This window comes from Gordonia sp. X0973 (assembly GCF_013348785.1).
Taxonomy (GTDB): Bacteria; Actinomycetota; Actinomycetes; order Mycobacteriales; family Mycobacteriaceae; genus Gordonia.
Genome location: NZ_CP054691.1, coordinates 1,939,689 through 1,955,378 on the forward strand (window position 1 = coordinate 1,939,689; position 15,690 = coordinate 1,955,378).

The following is a 15,690-nucleotide window of genomic DNA, read 5'->3' on the forward strand; positions in this document are numbered from 1 at the left end:
GGTCAGCGGCTCCCGAAAAACTCTTGCGCCCGGCTGATCGCGGCGGCGAGCCGGTCGACCTCGTCGAGCGTGTTGTAGGCGGCGAAAGAGGCGCGTGCCGAGGCCGCGATGCCGAAGCGGCGGTGCAACGGCCACGCGCAGTGGTGGCCGACGCGGATGGCGACACCCTCGTCGTCGAGGATCTGACCGAGGTCGTGCGCGTGCACCCCGTCGACGACGAAGGAGACCGCGCCGCCACGGGCGACCGGCTCGGTCGGCCCGATGATGCGCAGCCCGTCGATGTCGCCGAGGGCCCTGAGCGCTGCCGCGGTGAGCTCGTGTTCGTGGGCGGCGACGGCATCCATGCCCAGCGCTTCCAGATACTCGACGGCGGCACCCAGGCCCACGGCCTGCGACGTCATCGGGACACCCGCCTCGAACCGCTGCGGCGGCGGCGCATAGGTCGACGCCTCCATCGTCACCGTCTCGATCATCGAGCCGCCGGTGAGGAAGGGGGGCAGCTGCTCCAGGAGCGCCGCGCGCCCGTACAGCACGCCGACGCCGGAGGGGCCGAACATCTTGTGGCCGGAGAAGGCGGCGAAGTCCGCGTCGAGGGCGCGGAAGTCGACGGGCATATGCGGCACCGACTGGCAGGCGTCCAGGACCACCAGTGCGCCGACCGCATGCGCGCGGCGGACCAGTTCGTCCACGTCGGCGACGGCACCGGTGACGTTCGACTGGTGGGTGAAGGCGACGATCTTCACGCTGTCGTCGAGTTCCAGCGAATCGAGGTCGATCCGCCCGTCGTCGGTGACCCCGTACCAGCGCAGTGTCGCGCCGGTCCGGCGGCACACCTCCTGCCACGGCACGAGATTGGCGTGGTGTTCGAGCTCGGTGATCACGACGGTGTCGCCGGGGCCGAGCGGCTTGCCGCCGAGGACGGCGGCCGACCGGTCGTCGGACAGCGCGTAGGCCACCACGTTCAGCGCCTCGGTCGCGTTCTTGGTGAACACGATCTCGTCCGGGCCGACGCCGACGAAGCGGGCGATCACCTCGCGCGCGTGCTCGTAGGCGTCGGTGGCCTCCTCGGCCAACTGGTGTGCGCCGCGGTGGACGGCGGCGTTGTGGTTGAGCAGGAAGTCGCGCTCCGCGTCGAGGACCGGCAACGGCCGCTGCGACGTGGCACCCGAGTCCAGGTAGGCCAGGGGCTTCCCGTCGCGGACCGACCGCGCGAGGATCGGGAAGTCCGCGCGCACGCCGACGATGTCGAGCGGCGAGGTCGGGAGGTTTTCCTGGGCGATGCTCACGGCCGGCCCCCTGTTACTTGGCCGACGCGCCGGTGAATCGCACGTAGCCGTTGGTCTCCAGCTCGTCGGCGAGCTCGGGGCCACCCGATTCGACGACCCGGCCGTCGACGAAGACGTGGACGAAGTCCGGCTTGATGTAGCGCAGGATCCGCGTGTAGTGCGTGATGAGCAGGATGCCGCCGTCTTCCTCTGCCTTGTAGCGGTTGACGCCCTCGGAGACGATCCGCAGCGCGTCGACGTCGAGGCCGGAGTCCGTCTCGTCGAGCACGGCGATCTTCGGCTTCAACAGGTCGAGCTGCAGAATCTCGTGACGCTTCTTCTCACCGCCGGAGAAGCCCTCGTTGACGCTGCGCTCGGCGAAGGCCGGATCGATCTCGAGGTCGGCCATCGCCTCCTTGGTCTCCTTGACCCAGTGCCGCAGCTTCGGTGCCTCGCCGCGCATCGCGGTCGCCGCGGTGCGCAGGAAGTTCGACATCGAGACGCCGGGCACCTCGACGGGGTACTGCATCGCCAGGAAGATCCCCGCCCGGGCGCGCTCGTCGACGGTCATCTCCAGCACGTCCTCGCCGTCCAGGGTGATCGTCCCGCTGGTCACCTCGTACTTCGGGTGTCCGGCGATCGCGTAGGACAGCGTCGACTTGCCGGAGCCGTTGGGGCCCATGATGGCGTGGGTCTCCCCCGACTTCACGGTGAGGTCGACGCCCTTGAGGATCTCGATGGGCTCGGCGTCGGGGTCGGTGGTGGCGACACGCACGTGCAGGTCGCGGATTTCCAGGGTGGTCACTGTCGGTTTCCTCGGGATTCTCTCGTCAAAGGGGAGCGGGATGCGGGGGTGGCGCTCAGGCGCCGCCGACCGCCAATTCGGCCTCGACGGCCTCGGTCAGGCGTTCGCGCAGGGCGGGCACCGGGATCTTCGCGATGACCTCGCCGAAGAAACCGCGGACCACCAGGCGCCGGGCGGCGTCCTCGGGGATACCGCGCGCCATCAGGTAGAAGAGCTGCTCGTCGTCGAAGCGGCCCGTCGCACTCGCGTGGCCCGCCCCGACGATCTCGCCGGTCTCGATCTCCAGGTTCGGCACCGAGTCGGCGCGCGCGCCGTCGGTGAGCACCAGGTTGCGGTTGAGCTCGTAGGTGTCGGTGCCCTCGGCCTCCGGGCGGATCAGCACGTCGCCGATCCACACCGTGTGCGCCTCGTGGCCGTGGCCCAGCGCCGGATCGCCCTGCAGGGCGCCCTTGTAGGTCACGTGGGAGCGGCAGTGCGGCTGCGAGTGGTCGACGAGCAGCCGCTGCTCGAGATGCTGTCCGGCGTCGGCGAAGTACAGTCCCCACATCTCGGCGTCGCCGCCCGGGCCGCTGTAGCGCACGCGCGGCGAGAGCCGCACCAGGTTGCCGCCGAGCGACACCGCGAAGTGCCGGAGCACCGCGTCCCGTCCCACCAATGCGTGGTGCGCCGCGACGTGGACCGCGTCGTCGGCCCATTCGTGCAGGTTGACGACGGTCAGATTCGCACCGTCGCCGAGGACGAATTCGACGTTCTCCGCGTAGGTGCCGCTGCCGCGCTGGTCGATGACGACCGTCGCCTTGGCGAACCGCTCCACCCGGATCTGGATGTGGCCGTAGGCGGTTTCGTCGACGCCGGGCCCGGTGACGGTCACGGCGATCGGATCGTCCACGACGGTCTCCGGGGCGACGGTCACGATGGTGGCCTGCGGGAACGACGAGAACGCCTGTGCCGCAACCCGGTCGAACGGTGCGCCGCCCTCACCGAGGCGCTCGTCGCCGCGGGTCACCGTGTCGACGGTGACTCCCGCGGGCAGGGTCGAGCCGGTACCGGCGACCTCCACGGCGGCGACCCCGGTCGCCGGCGCCGATCCGTTGTGCAGACCGCGCAGACGGCGGAACGGGGTGAACCGCCACGCCTCCTCGCGCTGGCTCGGCACCTCGAAGGCGTCCACGTCGAAGGAGGTGAACAGCTCGCCCTTGTTGTCGACGACCGCGGTCGCGACGGGCAACGTCGGGTCCGCCATCAGCCGACCGATCCTTCCATCTGCAGCTCGATGAGCCGGTTCAGTTCCAGTGCGTACTCCATGGGCAGTTCCTTGGCGATCGGCTCGACGAAGCCGCGCACGACCATGGCCATCGCCTCGTCCTCGGTCAGACCGCGGCTCATCAGGTAGAACAGCTGGTCGTCGGAGACCTTGGAGACCGTCGCCTCGTGACCCATCGTCACGTCGTCCTCGCGGATGTCGACGTACGGGTAGGTGTCGCTGCGGCTGATCTGGTCGACGAGCAGCGCGTCGCACTTCACCGTCGACCGGCTGCCGTGAGCGCCCGGGTTGATCTTGATCAGACCGCGGTAGGACGACCGGCCGCCGCCGCGCGCCACCGACTTGGAGACGATGTTGCTCGACGTGTTGGGCGCGAGGTGCACCATCTTGGAACCCGTGTCCTGGTGCTGTCCGGCACCGGCGAAGGCGACGGAGAGGACCTCGCCCTTCGCGTGCTCACCGGTCAGCCAGACGGCCGGGTATTTCATGGTCACCTTGGAGCCGATGTTGCCGTCGATCCACTCCATCGTCGCCCCCGCCTCGGCCTTGGCCCGCTTGGTGACGAGGTTGTAGACGTTGTTCGACCAGTTCTGGATGGTCGTGTAGCGGCAGCGGCCGCCCTTCTTGACGATGATCTCGACGACCGCGGAGTGCAGCGAGTCGGACTTGTAGATCGGCGCCGTGCAGCCCTCGACGTAGTGGACGTAGGCGTCCTCGTCGACGATGATCAGCGTCCGCTCGAACTGACCCATGTTCTCGGTGTTGATCCGGAAGTAGGCCTGCAGCGGGATGTCGACGCGGACGCCGGGCGGGACGTAGATGAAGGATCCGCCGGACCAGACCGCGGTGTTGAGCGCGGAGAACTTGTTGTCGCCGGCCGGGATCACCGAGCCGAAGTATTCGCGGAACAGCTCCGGGTGCTCCTTCAGCCCGCTGTCGGTGTCGAGGAAGATGACACCCTTCTCCTCCAGGTCCTCGCGGATCTGGTGGTAGACGACCTCCGACTCGTACTGCGCCGCGACACCGGCGACGAGGCGCTGCTTCTCCGCCTCCGGGATGCCGAGCTTGTCGTAGGTGTTGCGGATGTCCTCGGGGAGGTCCTCCCAGGACTCGGCCTGCTTCTCGGTGGACCGGACGAAGTACTTGATGTTGTCGAAGTCGATCTCGTCGAGATCGGCGCCCCAGTGCGGCATCGGCTTGCGGTCGAAGATGCGCAGCGCCTTGAGACGGGCCTCGAGCATCCACTCCGGCTCGTTCTTCTTCGACGAGATGTCCTCGACGACCGCCTCGGAGAGGCCGCGGCGGGCCGCGGCGCCGGCCTCGTCGGAATCCGCCCAGCCGTATCCGTACTGGCCCAGCGAGGCGATCGTCTCCTCCTGGGTCAGCGGCGCGGCTTGTGGTGTCGGCTCGGTGAGCGTCATCGGTGGCCTTCCTTCTTCCTCGGCGCGGGCTGTGCGCCGATCACTGTGGCTGTCGGTGTGGTCGGGTTCGGGAGCGGGATGTGCGTCGTACACACGCAGTCGCCGTTGGCGATCGTCGCGAGGCGCTGCACATGGGTGCCAAGGAGCTCGGTGAAACGTTGGGTCTCGGCCTCGCAGAGTTCGGGGAACTCCGCGGCGACGTGCGCCACCGGGCAGTGGTGCTGGCAGATCTGGATACCGCTGCCCACCTCCCGCGTGTTGGCGGCGTAGCCGGCGCCGGTCAGCGCGGCGGCGATCTGTTCGACGGTGGCGGGCACCTCGGCCGGTCCGCTCGCCGCGCCGACGTTCTCGGTCACGCGCGCGATCCGATCGTGGGCGAATGCGGTCACCGCTTCTTCGCCCGCGGCATCCCGCAGGGCGCGCAGCGCCGCGCTGGCGAGGTCGTCATAGGCGTGCGACAGCTTGCCCCGGCCGGCGGCGGTCAACTGGAACCACTTGGCCGGTCGTCCCCGGCCGCGGACCCCGCCGCCGAAACCCTGATCGGTCTGCGCGGTCTCGACCTCGGCCGTTGCCAACAGCGCGTCCAGGTGCCGACGGATACCCGCCGGACTGATCCCCAGGCGTTGCGCGATGTCACCGGCGGTGAGGGGACCGTCCGCGCCGAGCAATTCCACCACCGCGTGACGCGTGTGACCGTCGGCGCTGCCGCCGTCGGCGCGCCCGTTTCGACGGGGGGTGGTCATGCTTTTCACAACACAAGTGTGACGTAATTTCTTCCGCCCCCACAAGCAAGGGTCGCCTTACCCTTCGCCGGTCGCCAATCCGGTCCACGGACGGGACTAGAGTCATCTTCCGTGGTTTCCTCCGTGCTCGACTACCTCGGCCTCTCCCGGCGCCCCAAGCCGATCGCCGCACGGCGGCGCGACGGGGCCGGTCCCGAGCCCGACTTCGGCGCCACCGTGGCCGTATTACACGCGGACGAACCCGAAGTCGGCCCGCTCAACGCCGAAGAAGACAGGCGTCTGCACCGCATCAAGATCTTCGGCGCCACCGGGTCGATCCTGCTCCTGATCGGATCGCTGGGCACGGGAGCCATCCCGGTCAGCCAGAACCCGGTCGCCGGCATGCGCCTGCTGTCGCTGCCCTCCCGGATGTTCGGCACCGCCCTGACCCTGTCCATCAGCGGCACCCTCATGCTTGTGGTGGCCTGGCTACTCATCGGACGATTCGCCGTCGGGCGGCTGTCGGTCGAGGTGTTCCACGGGAGCACCCCCGCGCGTCGGATGACCCGGCGCCAGGCCGACCACACCCTGCTGCTGTGGATCGCGCCCATCATCATCGCCCCGCCGCTGCTGTCCAAGGACGTCTACTCCTACCTCGCGCAGAGCGCCATCGCCTACATCGGCAAGGACCCGTACACGGTCAGCCCGCTCAACGGACTGCCCCCCGACCACCCGCTGTACGAACTGGCCGGATCGGTGCCCAACATCTGGAAGGACACCCCGGCCCCCTACGGCCCGCTGTTCTTGTGGCTCGGCGAGCACATCACCGCGATCGCCGGCGACAACATCACCCTCGGCATCTTCCTGCACCGGATGCTGGCACTGGTCGGCGTCGCGATGATCGTGTGGGCGCTGCCGCGCCTGGCGCACCGGTGCGGCGTCTCCCCGATCGCCGCGCTGTGGCTCGGCGCCATGAATCCGCTGGTCATCCTGCACCTGGTCGGCGGTATCCACAACGAGTCGCTGATGCTCGGCATGATGCTCGTCGGCCTCGAATTGGGCTTGGCCGCGGTCGACTCGGCGAGATCGTTGCACCTGCCGGGTCGCCCCTGGCTGCCGTCGGGCACCGGATGGCTGTTGATCGCGGGTGCCGGGGTCATCGCGATGTCGTCGATGATCAAGGCGACCTCGATCATCGCCCTCGGTTTCCTCGGTATCGCGTTGGCCCGACGGTGGGGCGCCACCCTGCCGTCGTTGCGACACACCTCGTGGCGCCACTGGTGGGCCAGGTCCAGGGACAGCGTGGTCGCGCTGGCGAAGGCCGCGGGCGTCATGGGAGTCGTCGCCGCCGTCGTCATCGTGGGCATCTGCACCGGCACCGGGCTGGGCTTCGGCTGGACCGGGACGCTCTCGACCGGCGACATCGTCCGGTCGTGGATGTCGATGCCGACGGCGCTCTCGGTCGGCGCCGGCCGCGGCGGCCTCTGGCTCGGGCTCGGCGACCACACGCAGGCGATCCTGGAGATCGTGCGCCCGCTGGCTCAACTGATCGCCGCCGCCTTCATCGTCCGCTGGCTGCTCGCCGCCCTCGGCGGCCGCATCCACCCGATCGGCGCCCTGGGCATCTCGATGGCGACGATCGTCGTGTTCTCCCCCTTCACCCAGGCCTGGTACCTGCTGTGGGCCGTCATCCCGCTGGCCGCCTGGGCGTCGGACCGATGGTTCCGCATCGGTGCCATCGCCTCGTCGGCGCTCATCGCCACCGTGGTGATGCCGACCAGCTCCAACACCACCGGCATCGTCGTCGCCCAGGGCCTGCTGGCGGCGATCATGACCGCGGCCATCCTCACCGCACTCTTCTTCGAGGAACGGCCCAGGTGGCTGCCCTCCCTGGGTCGCTCCGGAACGGGCGAATAGGGTGACAAGGGTGTCCGACTCCCCCACCCCAGACGAAACCCATGCGGTATCGGTCACCGGACTGCACAAGGCATACGGCTCGCACGCGGCCGTCGACGGATTGGACCTGACGCTGCGGCGCGGCACCGTCCTCGCCCTCCTCGGCCCCAACGGGGCCGGCAAGACGACCACCGTCGAGATCTGCGAGGGATTCGCCGCGCCGGATGCGGGCACCGTCCGCGTACTGGGACTCGATCCGCACGCCGACAACGACGCGCTGCGCGCCAGAATCGGCGTGATGCTGCAGGGCGGCGGCGCCTATCCGGGCGCGCGGGCCGCGGAGATGCTGCGGTTGTGCGCCTCCTACAGCGCCAATCCTCTCGACACCGACTGGCTGCTCGACGTGCTGGGCCTGACCACCGTCGCCGACACGTCCTTCCGCCGGTTGTCCGGGGGCCAGCAGCAGCGCCTGTCGCTGGCCTGCGCCATCGTCGGGCGACCCGAACTCGTCTTCCTCGACGAGCCGACCGCCGGCCTCGACGCCCACGCGCGGATCGTCGTGTGGGACCTCATCTCGGCACTGCGCGCCGACGGCGTGAGCGTGCTGCTGACCACCCACATGCTCGACGAGGCCGAGCGCCTCGCCGACGACATCGTCATCATCGACCGCGGCAAGGTGGTCGCCGCGGGCACACCGGCGGAACTGACGTCGCGCAATGCCGGCGGTATCCACTTCAGCGCGGCCGCCGACCTGCCGATCGCCGACATCGCGGCGGCCGTCTCCGCGGCGGCCGAGTCGGACCTCACCGGCAGCCAGACCGCGACCGGCGACTACGCGATCAACGGACCGGTGTCCCCGGCCGCCATCGCCGCACTCGCACGGTGGTGCGAGCAGCACGACGTGCTGATCACGTCGCTGACCGTCGACAGCGTCAGCCTGCAAGACGTGTTCCTGAACCTGACCGGACGGGAGGTCCGAGCATGACCTCGTCCACGCCCTTCCCGGCGGGTGCCTTCACCCCCGATCCGCGGCCCGCGTCGGTGCCGGCCATGCTGCTGGCGCAGGCCTCCCTCGAACTGCGGCTGCTCCTGCGCAACGGCGAGCAGCTGCTGCTCACCATGTTCATCCCCGTCACCCTCCTCGTCGGACTGTGCGCGGTTCCCCTCTCGGTGGACGCGGGCGACTCGGCGGCCGCACGCGCACACACCTTCCTGCCGGTGATCCTGGCCGTCGCGATCATGTCGACCGCCTTCACCGGACAGGCCATTGCGGTGGGATTCGACCGCCGTTACGGCGCGCTGAAGCGCCTCGGGGCCACCGCCATCCCCCGCTGGGGCATCATCGCCGGCAAGTCCCTGGCGGTTCTCGTCGTCGTCGTGATGCAGATGGTGCTGCTCAGCGCGATTGCCGCCGCATTCGGGTGGCGCCCCAACGCCTCCGGCATGGGTTACGCGGCGGCCGCCATCGTCCTCGGGACCGTCATGTTCGCCGCCCTGGGCCTGGCGCTGGGCGGGACCGGCAAGGCCGAGGTCGTGCTCGCCGTCGCCAACCTGGTGTGGTTCGTCCTCGCGGGGCTCGCCAGCCTCGTCGTCCTGGGGTCACGGGTGCCGGATGCGGCTCGCTCGGTCGCGAAGGGCACGCCGGCCGGGGCACTCGCCGACGCACTGCGCTGCGCCGGCGACGGGCGGTTGGCGGTCGTCTCCTTCATCGTTCTCGCGGTCTGGGCGGCGGCCGGGGTCACGGCCGCGGTCAAGTGGTTCAAGTTCGACTAGCCGAATCCGCCCCTGCGCCGAGGTCTGCTGTCGCTATGCCGCAGTAGGGCTCGGCACAGCGGCCCGCTCGGCCTCGACGCGCGGACGCATCACCTGATACAGGATCGCCGTCTCGGCGACCACCGAGCAGGCCCCGGCGACGTGGAGGACCACGAGCAGCGCCGGGACGTGGGTGAAGTACTGCACGACGCCGATCAGCGACTGCGCCGCCGCGACGAGGAACACGATGCGCAGGCGGCGGGCGACCACGGCGTCGTCGCTGCCCCGACGGATCAGCAGTGCGGCCGCGACGAGTAGCGCGACGAAGACGACGACCAGCAGCCCGTGGACGAGCGAGAGCACCGGAATGCTGACGTGGAGGCGGTCGATCGCCTCCTTCTTGGTGCGGTCACCCGCGTGGGGACCGGCACCGGTGACGGTGACGCCCGCGGCCAAGGCCAGGGACAGCGCGACGATCGCGGCAGCTACCAGACGGCGCGCCGTCGGTGGCGCGGCGTCGACGCGCACACCGTCGTCGGGTTGGCCGACCTTGACGTAGAGGACGGCGGCCAGCCACACCATGGCGGCGGAGACGAGCAGGTGCGCGCCCACGACCCACCACCGCAGACCGGTCAGCACCGTGATGCCGCCCAGTACACCTTGGAACAGGGTCGACGCCGGGAGGATCCAGGCGTAGACGAGGATCTCCCGACGGCGTCGCGCCCGGCTGACGGCCAGCACGATCGCCGCGGCGGTCGTGATCACGATCCACACCGCGATCTGGCGGTTGCCGAACTCGATCGCCTGGTGCCACCACGGCACCTCCGAGGACGGGACGGGCACCAGCGACTCGTCGGAGCACTTGGGCCACGTCGGGCAGCCCAGCCCGGAGCCGGTCACGCGGACCACCGAACCGGTCACCGCGATCAGGGCCTGCGCCAACAGCGCGGCCAGCGCGATGCGTCGCTGGGCGGTGATTCCGGGTAGGGGCAACAGGTCTACGACGCGGTACCACGCGCGGACGATCGGATTGGCGGCCACGGAGGTCATACTACGCAGCGTCGTAGCACGGCTGGTCGGCGGTGGCGATCAGTCGAGGATCGCGGAGTTGCGCGCCTTCGGGAACCGGTGCTGGTGTGCCACCCAGCCGGCCATCTTCCGCCAATGCGACGGCTTCACCGTCGCACTCGACACCAGCTCGCGGTTCCACTCGTCGGCCAACGTCAGCCCGTCGACGGCTTCCACCACCGCTTTGGCCGTCGCCTCGTCGGCGACCACGCGATCTCCGAGGATGCCGCTGTCACCGCCGACGAGGGTGATGCGCACCCCGGCGTCGCCGACCGGCTGCAGCACCGCGGTGGCCGATCCGCCCTGTTTGGCCACATATCGACGGATGGAGCCCACGACCTCGCCGGGGGTTCGCACGGTCGCGTCAGCGGCTTTTTCGACGGTGTCCTCGCTCATGGGTCTAGATAGTACTGGCTGCGCCCCGGTGTAGAACTGGGGACATGCATGCGATTGTCGTCACCGAGCACGGCGGACCCGACGTCCTGGAGTGGCGCGAGCAACCCGATCCGCGACCCGGCCCAGGCCAGGTCCTCGTCGACCTCCGCGCGGCGGGGGTGAACTTCATCGACACCTATTTGCGCCGTGGCCTGTATCCGAGCAACCCGCCCTACATCCCCGGCTCTGAGGGTGCCGGGACCGTGGCCGCGCTCGGGGACGGGGTCACCGAACTCGCCGTCGGCGACCGGGTCGCCTGGTGCGACTCCCCGGCCTCCTACGCCGAGCTGGTCGTCGTCGACGCGGCTCGCGCGGTGCGGATACCGGACTCGATTTCCGACGACGTGGCCGCGACGATGCTGGTCCAGGGCCTGACGGCCGACTACCTGCTCGACGGTGCCGCGCACCCACGCCGCGGCGACACGGTGCTCGTGCATGCCGGTGCCGGCGGCGTCGGCTTGATCCTGACCCAGCTCGCCGTCGCCGCCGGCCTCACGGTCATCACCACCGTGTCCTCGGACGAGAAGGCGGCGCTCTCGCGCGAGGCGGGCGCCGCGCACGTGCTGCGCTACGGTCCCGACCTCGCCGCGCGCGTGCGCGACCTGACCGACGGCCGCGGTGTCGACGTCGCCTACGACGGGGTCGGTGCCGACACCTTCGAGGCGAGCCTTGCGGCCACCGCGATCCGCGGCACAGTCGTGCTGTTCGGCGCGGCCAGCGGACCGGTGCCGCCCTTCGACCTGCAGCGCCTCAACGCCGCCGGATCGCTCTCGGTGACGCGCCCGACGTTGGCGCACTTCATCGCCGACCAGGCCGAGTTCGACGAGCGCGCCAAAAGGTTCGTCGCGGCCGTTGCCGACGGGACCGTGACCATCCGCGTCGGGGCGCGCTTACCCCTCCGCGACGCCGCAGACGCGCATCGGGCGCTGGAATCACGGGGAACGACGGGGTCGATCGCGCTGATCGCCTAGTTCCTCCCGCACGAATCCGCATGTCCCGATGAAGTTTCGTCGGGAAATGCGGATTTCTGCGGGAGGAGGCTCGCGCCCCCGGTCAGGAGAAGTACGACGCGATGGTCGGCAGGTTGAAGACCGCGTCGATCGCCAGGCCGCAGAACAGGGCGGCCAGGTATTCGTTGGATTGCAGGAAGACCTTGAGCGGCACGACTTCCTTGCCCTGCCGGGTCTCCCGGTAGAGCTTCCACACGCGTTGCGCGAACCAGGCGCCGGCCAGGATCGCGATCGCGGCGTACACGGCCCCGGCCTTGGGGATGAGGACGAACGACGTCGCCACGGTGGCCAGCGTGTAGATCACCATCTGCCTGGTGACCTGCTCCTCGGTGGCCACCACCGGCAGCATCGGCACGCCTGCCGCCTCGTAGTCCTCGCGGTAGCGCATGGCCAGCGCCCAGGTGTGCGGCGGCGTCCAGAAGAAGATCACCAGGAACAACATCACCGGTTGCCAGTCCAGATGTCCGGTCACCGCGGCCCAGCCCACCAGGGTCGGCATGCAACCGGCGGCACCGCCCCACACGACGTTCTGCGAGGTGCGGCGCTTGAGGATCAACGTGTAGACGCCGACGTAGAAGGCGATGGTGATCATCACCAACACGGCGGCCAGCAGATTCGCGAACTGCCACAGGACGACGAAGGACGCGATGCCCAGGAGGATGCCGAACACCAGGGCGGCCCGGGGCGTGACGGCGTGGCGGGCCAACGGACGCCGCTGCGTGCGCCGCATCTTCTGGTCGATGTCCGCGTCGGCGACCATGTTGAGCGTGTTCGCGCTGGCCGCGCCGAGCCAGCCGCCGATCAGCGTCGCGACGACCAGGCCGAAGTGCACGTGACTGCGGTCGGCCTGCAGCATCACCGGGATGGTCGCGACGAGGAGGAGTTCGATGACGCGGGGCTTGGTCAGCGCAACGTAGGCGCCGAGCACGTCGCGGACCCGCCCGGCGAGCGACTTCTCCGGCGAGTGACCGGCCACCGGGCTGTCGACGCCCGCGCGTTCACTGCTCAACACATCACTCCGCTTGTCCGACTACCTGCTGCCTGCTGGCGATCCGCTCGCCGGGCCGAAAGGCCCGGGGCCGCACTACTACGGAGTGTAGACCCGGAGTCCCCGCGCCAAGGAATCGCCCGTATCGCGATCAGTTCGAGCGACGCGCCGAACATGGGAGTCTTCCTCCCCGTCTTCTTTATGGGCTACTCGGTTTCTTCGCCTTGCTGATACTCGGCGCGTACATCGCCACCCCTGACGAGGCACCTGCCGGCGCGAAGTATGTGTTGGTGGGACTACTTGTCGGAATCGCCGCGTGTTGGGGGCTGCTGAGAGTGTCTCGCCGGCGCGGTGCGGTCAGCATCAGCGCGCCGGGTCTGGCCATTGCGGCTGTCGCCTGCCTCGTTGTCTTCGTCGGTGGGCTCGTCGTCTTCAGCCTGGTGTCGCACTACGTTCATGTCCCCCGACCCATCGGACGAGCAGCGGTCTTGGCTTGGATACTCACCGGCCCAGCTGCGACCGGAACCGTCCTACGGGTGACAGCGGCGCGGACCCATCTGTTCTCCGCGAATGGGCATGGAGTGACGGTCCGGAACCGCCGACTCCCCTGGCCCACCATCTCAACCGTTGTCGTCGCGCCCGGCCGAAACCCCGGAACCGCAGAGTTGGGTGTCGCCGTCAACCGCCTGATACCCGATCCGTTGCCGCTGCTACCAGGCGAGAACCTCTCGGATCTTCCCTACCGGGTCGTCGTTCCCGCTGGCAGAGTCGACATGGAACAGCTCCGACGAATGGTCGAACAATCGGGGCAGCCCGGGGTCCTCCTCGTCGAGCGCACCTACGCGGGCAACGTCGTGCGCGGCACCTCACGCCCGACCAACTCGCCCTACCCTCCCTACCCGCGCTGATCCGGGGGTTGTCGGACTAGGCTGGTGGCAACCCCGTCACGCCCATTTCAGGAGAACGCACCACCGTGGTCCACGCCGACGAGATCGCCCTGCTCACCAAGCCCGCCCACCCCGCCGACTGGACCGAGTTGGACACGAGGGCGGTCGACACCGCGCGCCTGCTCGCCGCCGACGCCGTGCAGAAATGCGGCAGCGGGCATCCGGGCACCGCCATGAGCCTCGCGCCGCTGGCCTACACCCTGTTCCAGCGGACGCTGCGCCACGACCCGGCCGACCCGCAGTGGGTGGGCCGCGATCGATTCGTCCTCTCCTGCGGGCACAGCAGCCTGACGCTCTACGTCCAGCTCTTCCTCGGCGGCTTCGGTCTCGAACTCGCGGACCTCGAAGCGCTGCGCACGTGGGGATCGCTGACCCCGGGCCACCCCGAGTACCGCCACACCAAGGGCGTCGAGATCACGACCGGCCCGCTGGGCCAGGGCCTGGCCTCCGCGGTGGGCATGAGCATGGCCTCGCGCTACGAGCGCGGCCTCTTCGATCCCGACGCGGCACCGGGAACCAGCCCGTTCGACCACTTCATCTACGTGATCGCCTCCGACGGCGACATCGAGGAGGGCGTCACCAGCGAGGCGAGCTCGTTGGCCGGCACCCAGCAGCTGGGCAACCTGATCGTCTTCTACGACGACAACCAGATCTCCATCGAGGACGACACCGAGATCGCCCTCACCGAGGACGTCGCCAAACGCTACGAGGCCTACGGGTGGCACGTGCAGACCGTCGACGGCGGTGAGAACGTCACCGGCATCGAGGCGGCCATCGCCGCGGCCAAGGCGGTCACCGACAAGCCGTCGATCATCCTGCTGCGCACCGTGATCGGCTACCCGGCCCCGGACAAGATGAACACCGGCGCGGCCCACGGCGCGGCGCTCGGTGCCGACGAGGTGGCCAAGACCAAGGAGATCCTCGGCTTCGACCCCGCCGTCGACTTCGCGGTCGCCGACGCCGTCCTCGACCACACCCGCGGGCTCGTGCGGCGCGGTGCCGACGCCCACGCCGCCTGGAACGACGCCTTCGACGCCTGGGCGAAGGGCGCACCCGAGCGCAGAGCGCTGTTCGACCGCCTGCAGGCCCACGAGCTGCCCGACGGGTGGCGCGACGCGCTGCCCACCTGGGCGGCGGGCGAATCGGTGGCCACCCGGTCGGCCTCCGGCAAGGTGCTCGGCGCGCTCGGCCCGGTGCTGCCGGAGCTGTGGGGCGGCTCGGCCGACCTGGCCGGCTCGAACAACACGACGATCGCCGGTGCGAAATCCTTCGGCCCCACGTCGATCTCGACGGGTACCTGGAGCGCCGAGCCCTACGGCCGCACGCTGCACTTCGGCATCCGCGAGCACGCGATGGGCTCGATCCTGTCCGGAGTCGTCCTGCACGGTCCGACGCGAGCCTACGGGGGCACGTTCCTGCAGTTCGCCGACTACATGCGCCCGGCCGTGCGCCTGGCCGCGTTGATGGAGATCGATCCGATCTACGTGTGGACCCACGACTCCATCGGCCTGGGCGAGGACGGCCCCACCCATCAGCCGATCGAGCACCTGGCCGCGCTGCGCGCGATCCCCCACCTCGATGTGATCCGCCCGGCCGACGCCAACGAGACCGCCCACGCCTGGGCGCACGTCCTCACCCGCCGCAACAACCCGGCCGGGCTCGCGCTGACCCGTCAGAACGTGCCGGTCCTCGAGGGCACGTCGGCGCAGGGCGTCCAGGCGGGCGGCTACACGCTCATCGACGCGAAGAGCGGCTCCCCCGACGTCGTGCTCATCGGCACCGGCTCGGAGGTCCAGCTCGCCGTGGCCGCCCGCGACGCCCTTGCCGAGGCCGGGATCGACGCCCGCGTCGTCTCGATGCCGTGCATGGAATGGTTCGACGCGCAGCCGCAGGAGTACCGCGATTCGGTGCTCCCCCCGCAGGTCAAGGCCCGGGTGGCGGTGGAAGCGGGGATCGCGATGCCGTGGTACCGCCTGGTCGGCGACGCCGGCGAGATCGTGTCGATCGAGCACTACGGCGCCTCGGCCGGCTACGAGGTCCTCTACGAGAAGTTCGGGGTGACCGCGGAGGCGGTCACCGAAGCGGCCAAGCGTTCGGTGGCGAAGGCGAAGTAACGC

Annotated in this window: 13 protein-coding genes; 5 read left to right on the top strand and 8 right to left on the bottom strand. The window is 69.8% G+C overall.

Annotated features, from left to right (window positions below):
• Positions 1-2 precede the first annotated feature (2 nt).
• The 5 genes from HUN08_RS09485 to HUN08_RS09505 are packed head-to-tail and all read right to left on the bottom strand — an operon-like array spanning position 3 to position 5,498.
• Positions 3-1,286 (bottom strand): cysteine desulfurase, encoded by a 1,284-nt coding sequence (locus HUN08_RS09485; RefSeq protein ID WP_124246475.1) that lies wholly within the window; start codon positions 1,284-1,286, stop codon positions 3-5.
• A 13-nt stretch (positions 1,287-1,299) separates the two neighbouring features.
• Entirely contained in the window at positions 1,300-2,070 is a 771-nt protein-coding gene (gene sufC, locus HUN08_RS09490) for a Fe-S cluster assembly ATPase SufC (protein WP_124246476.1), read from the bottom strand.
• Between the two features lie 55 nt (positions 2,071-2,125).
• The gene (gene sufD / locus HUN08_RS09495) at positions 2,126-3,313 is read right to left on the bottom strand and encodes a Fe-S cluster assembly protein SufD (protein ID WP_124246477.1); all 1,188 of its coding nucleotides are present in this window, start codon (positions 3,311-3,313) and stop codon (positions 2,126-2,128) included.
• On the bottom strand, positions 3,313-4,755 hold the full coding sequence (sufB, locus tag HUN08_RS09500) for a Fe-S cluster assembly protein SufB (protein ID WP_124246478.1): 1,443 nt from the start codon (positions 4,753-4,755) through the stop codon (positions 3,313-3,315). The genes sufD and sufB overlap by 1 nt, the downstream gene beginning before the upstream one ends.
• Positions 4,752-5,498 (bottom strand): metalloregulator ArsR/SmtB family transcription factor, encoded by a 747-nt coding sequence (locus HUN08_RS09505; RefSeq protein WP_124246638.1) that lies wholly within the window; start codon positions 5,496-5,498, stop codon positions 4,752-4,754. Before HUN08_RS09505 ends, sufB begins: the two co-directional genes overlap by 4 nt.
• Before the next feature lie 111 nt (positions 5,499-5,609).
• On the opposite strand from HUN08_RS09505, the gene mptB reads away from it, so the two are divergent.
• Genes mptB through HUN08_RS09520 form a run of 3 tightly spaced genes read left to right on the top strand, consistent with a single transcriptional unit; the run spans position 5,610 to position 9,146 of the window.
• A complete protein-coding gene (mptB, locus tag HUN08_RS09510) occupies positions 5,610-7,394 on the top strand; it encodes a polyprenol phosphomannose-dependent alpha 1,6 mannosyltransferase MptB (RefSeq protein WP_124246479.1) in 1,785 nt (594 codons plus the stop codon).
• Between the two features lies 1 nt (position 7,395).
• The gene (locus HUN08_RS09515; RefSeq protein ID WP_124246480.1) at positions 7,396-8,358 is read left to right on the top strand and encodes an ABC transporter ATP-binding protein; all 963 of its coding nucleotides are present in this window, start codon (positions 7,396-7,398) and stop codon (positions 8,356-8,358) included.
• Entirely contained in the window at positions 8,355-9,146 is a 792-nt protein-coding gene (locus tag HUN08_RS09520) for an ABC transporter permease (protein WP_124246481.1), read from the top strand. Before HUN08_RS09515 ends, HUN08_RS09520 begins: the two co-directional genes overlap by 4 nt.
• Before the next feature lie 33 nt (positions 9,147-9,179).
• On the opposite strand, the gene HUN08_RS09525 is transcribed toward HUN08_RS09520, so the two are convergent.
• Together HUN08_RS09525 and HUN08_RS09530 are read right to left on the bottom strand one after the other, a co-directional pair.
• A complete protein-coding gene (locus HUN08_RS09525; RefSeq protein ID WP_124246482.1) occupies positions 9,180-10,175 on the bottom strand; it encodes a heme A synthase in 996 nt (331 codons plus the stop codon).
• A 39-nt stretch (positions 10,176-10,214) separates the two neighbouring features.
• A complete protein-coding gene (locus HUN08_RS09530) occupies positions 10,215-10,589 on the bottom strand; it encodes a hypothetical protein (RefSeq protein ID WP_124246483.1) in 375 nt (124 codons plus the stop codon).
• Positions 10,590-10,633: 44 nt separating this feature from the next.
• Here HUN08_RS09530 and HUN08_RS09535 point away from each other — a divergent pair, with 44 nt between their 5' ends.
• Complete coding sequence (locus HUN08_RS09535) at positions 10,634-11,599, top strand: quinone oxidoreductase (RefSeq protein ID WP_124246484.1); 966 nt, start codon at positions 10,634-10,636, stop codon at positions 11,597-11,599.
• Between the two features lie 82 nt (positions 11,600-11,681).
• On the opposite strand, the gene HUN08_RS09540 is transcribed toward HUN08_RS09535, so the two are convergent.
• Positions 11,682-12,614, bottom strand: a complete 933-nt coding sequence (locus tag HUN08_RS09540; RefSeq protein WP_301546984.1) for a heme o synthase — start codon at positions 12,612-12,614, stop codon at positions 11,682-11,684.
• Between the two features lie 985 nt (positions 12,615-13,599).
• Between HUN08_RS09540 and tkt the strand changes: the two genes are divergently transcribed.
• Positions 13,600-15,687: a transketolase gene (tkt, locus tag HUN08_RS09545; protein ID WP_124246485.1), complete on the top strand. Its 2,088-nt coding sequence runs from the start codon at positions 13,600-13,602 to the stop codon at positions 15,685-15,687.
• Positions 15,688-15,690: the final 3 nt, after the last annotated feature.

Coding starts and splice junctions, on each gene's coding strand:
- sufD (WP_124246477.1), bottom strand. CDS start 3,313: ATGGCGGACCCGACGTTGCCCGTCGCGACCGCGGTCGTCGACAACAAG.
- sufB (WP_124246478.1), bottom strand. CDS start 4,755: ATGACGCTCACCGAGCCGACACCACAAGCCGCGCCGCTGACCCAGGAG.
- HUN08_RS09525 (WP_124246482.1), bottom strand. CDS start 10,175: ATGACCTCCGTGGCCGCCAATCCGATCGTCCGCGCGTGGTACCGCGTC.
- HUN08_RS09530 (WP_124246483.1), bottom strand. CDS start 10,589: ATGAGCGAGGACACCGTCGAAAAAGCCGCTGACGCGACCGTGCGAACC.
- HUN08_RS09535 (WP_124246484.1), top strand. CDS start 10,634: ATGCATGCGATTGTCGTCACCGAGCACGGCGGACCCGACGTCCTGGAG.
- HUN08_RS09520 (WP_124246481.1), top strand. CDS start 8,355: ATGACCTCGTCCACGCCCTTCCCGGCGGGTGCCTTCACCCCCGATCCG.
- HUN08_RS09505 (WP_124246638.1), bottom strand. CDS start 5,498: ATGACCACCCCCCGTCGAAACGGGCGCGCCGACGGCGGCAGCGCCGAC.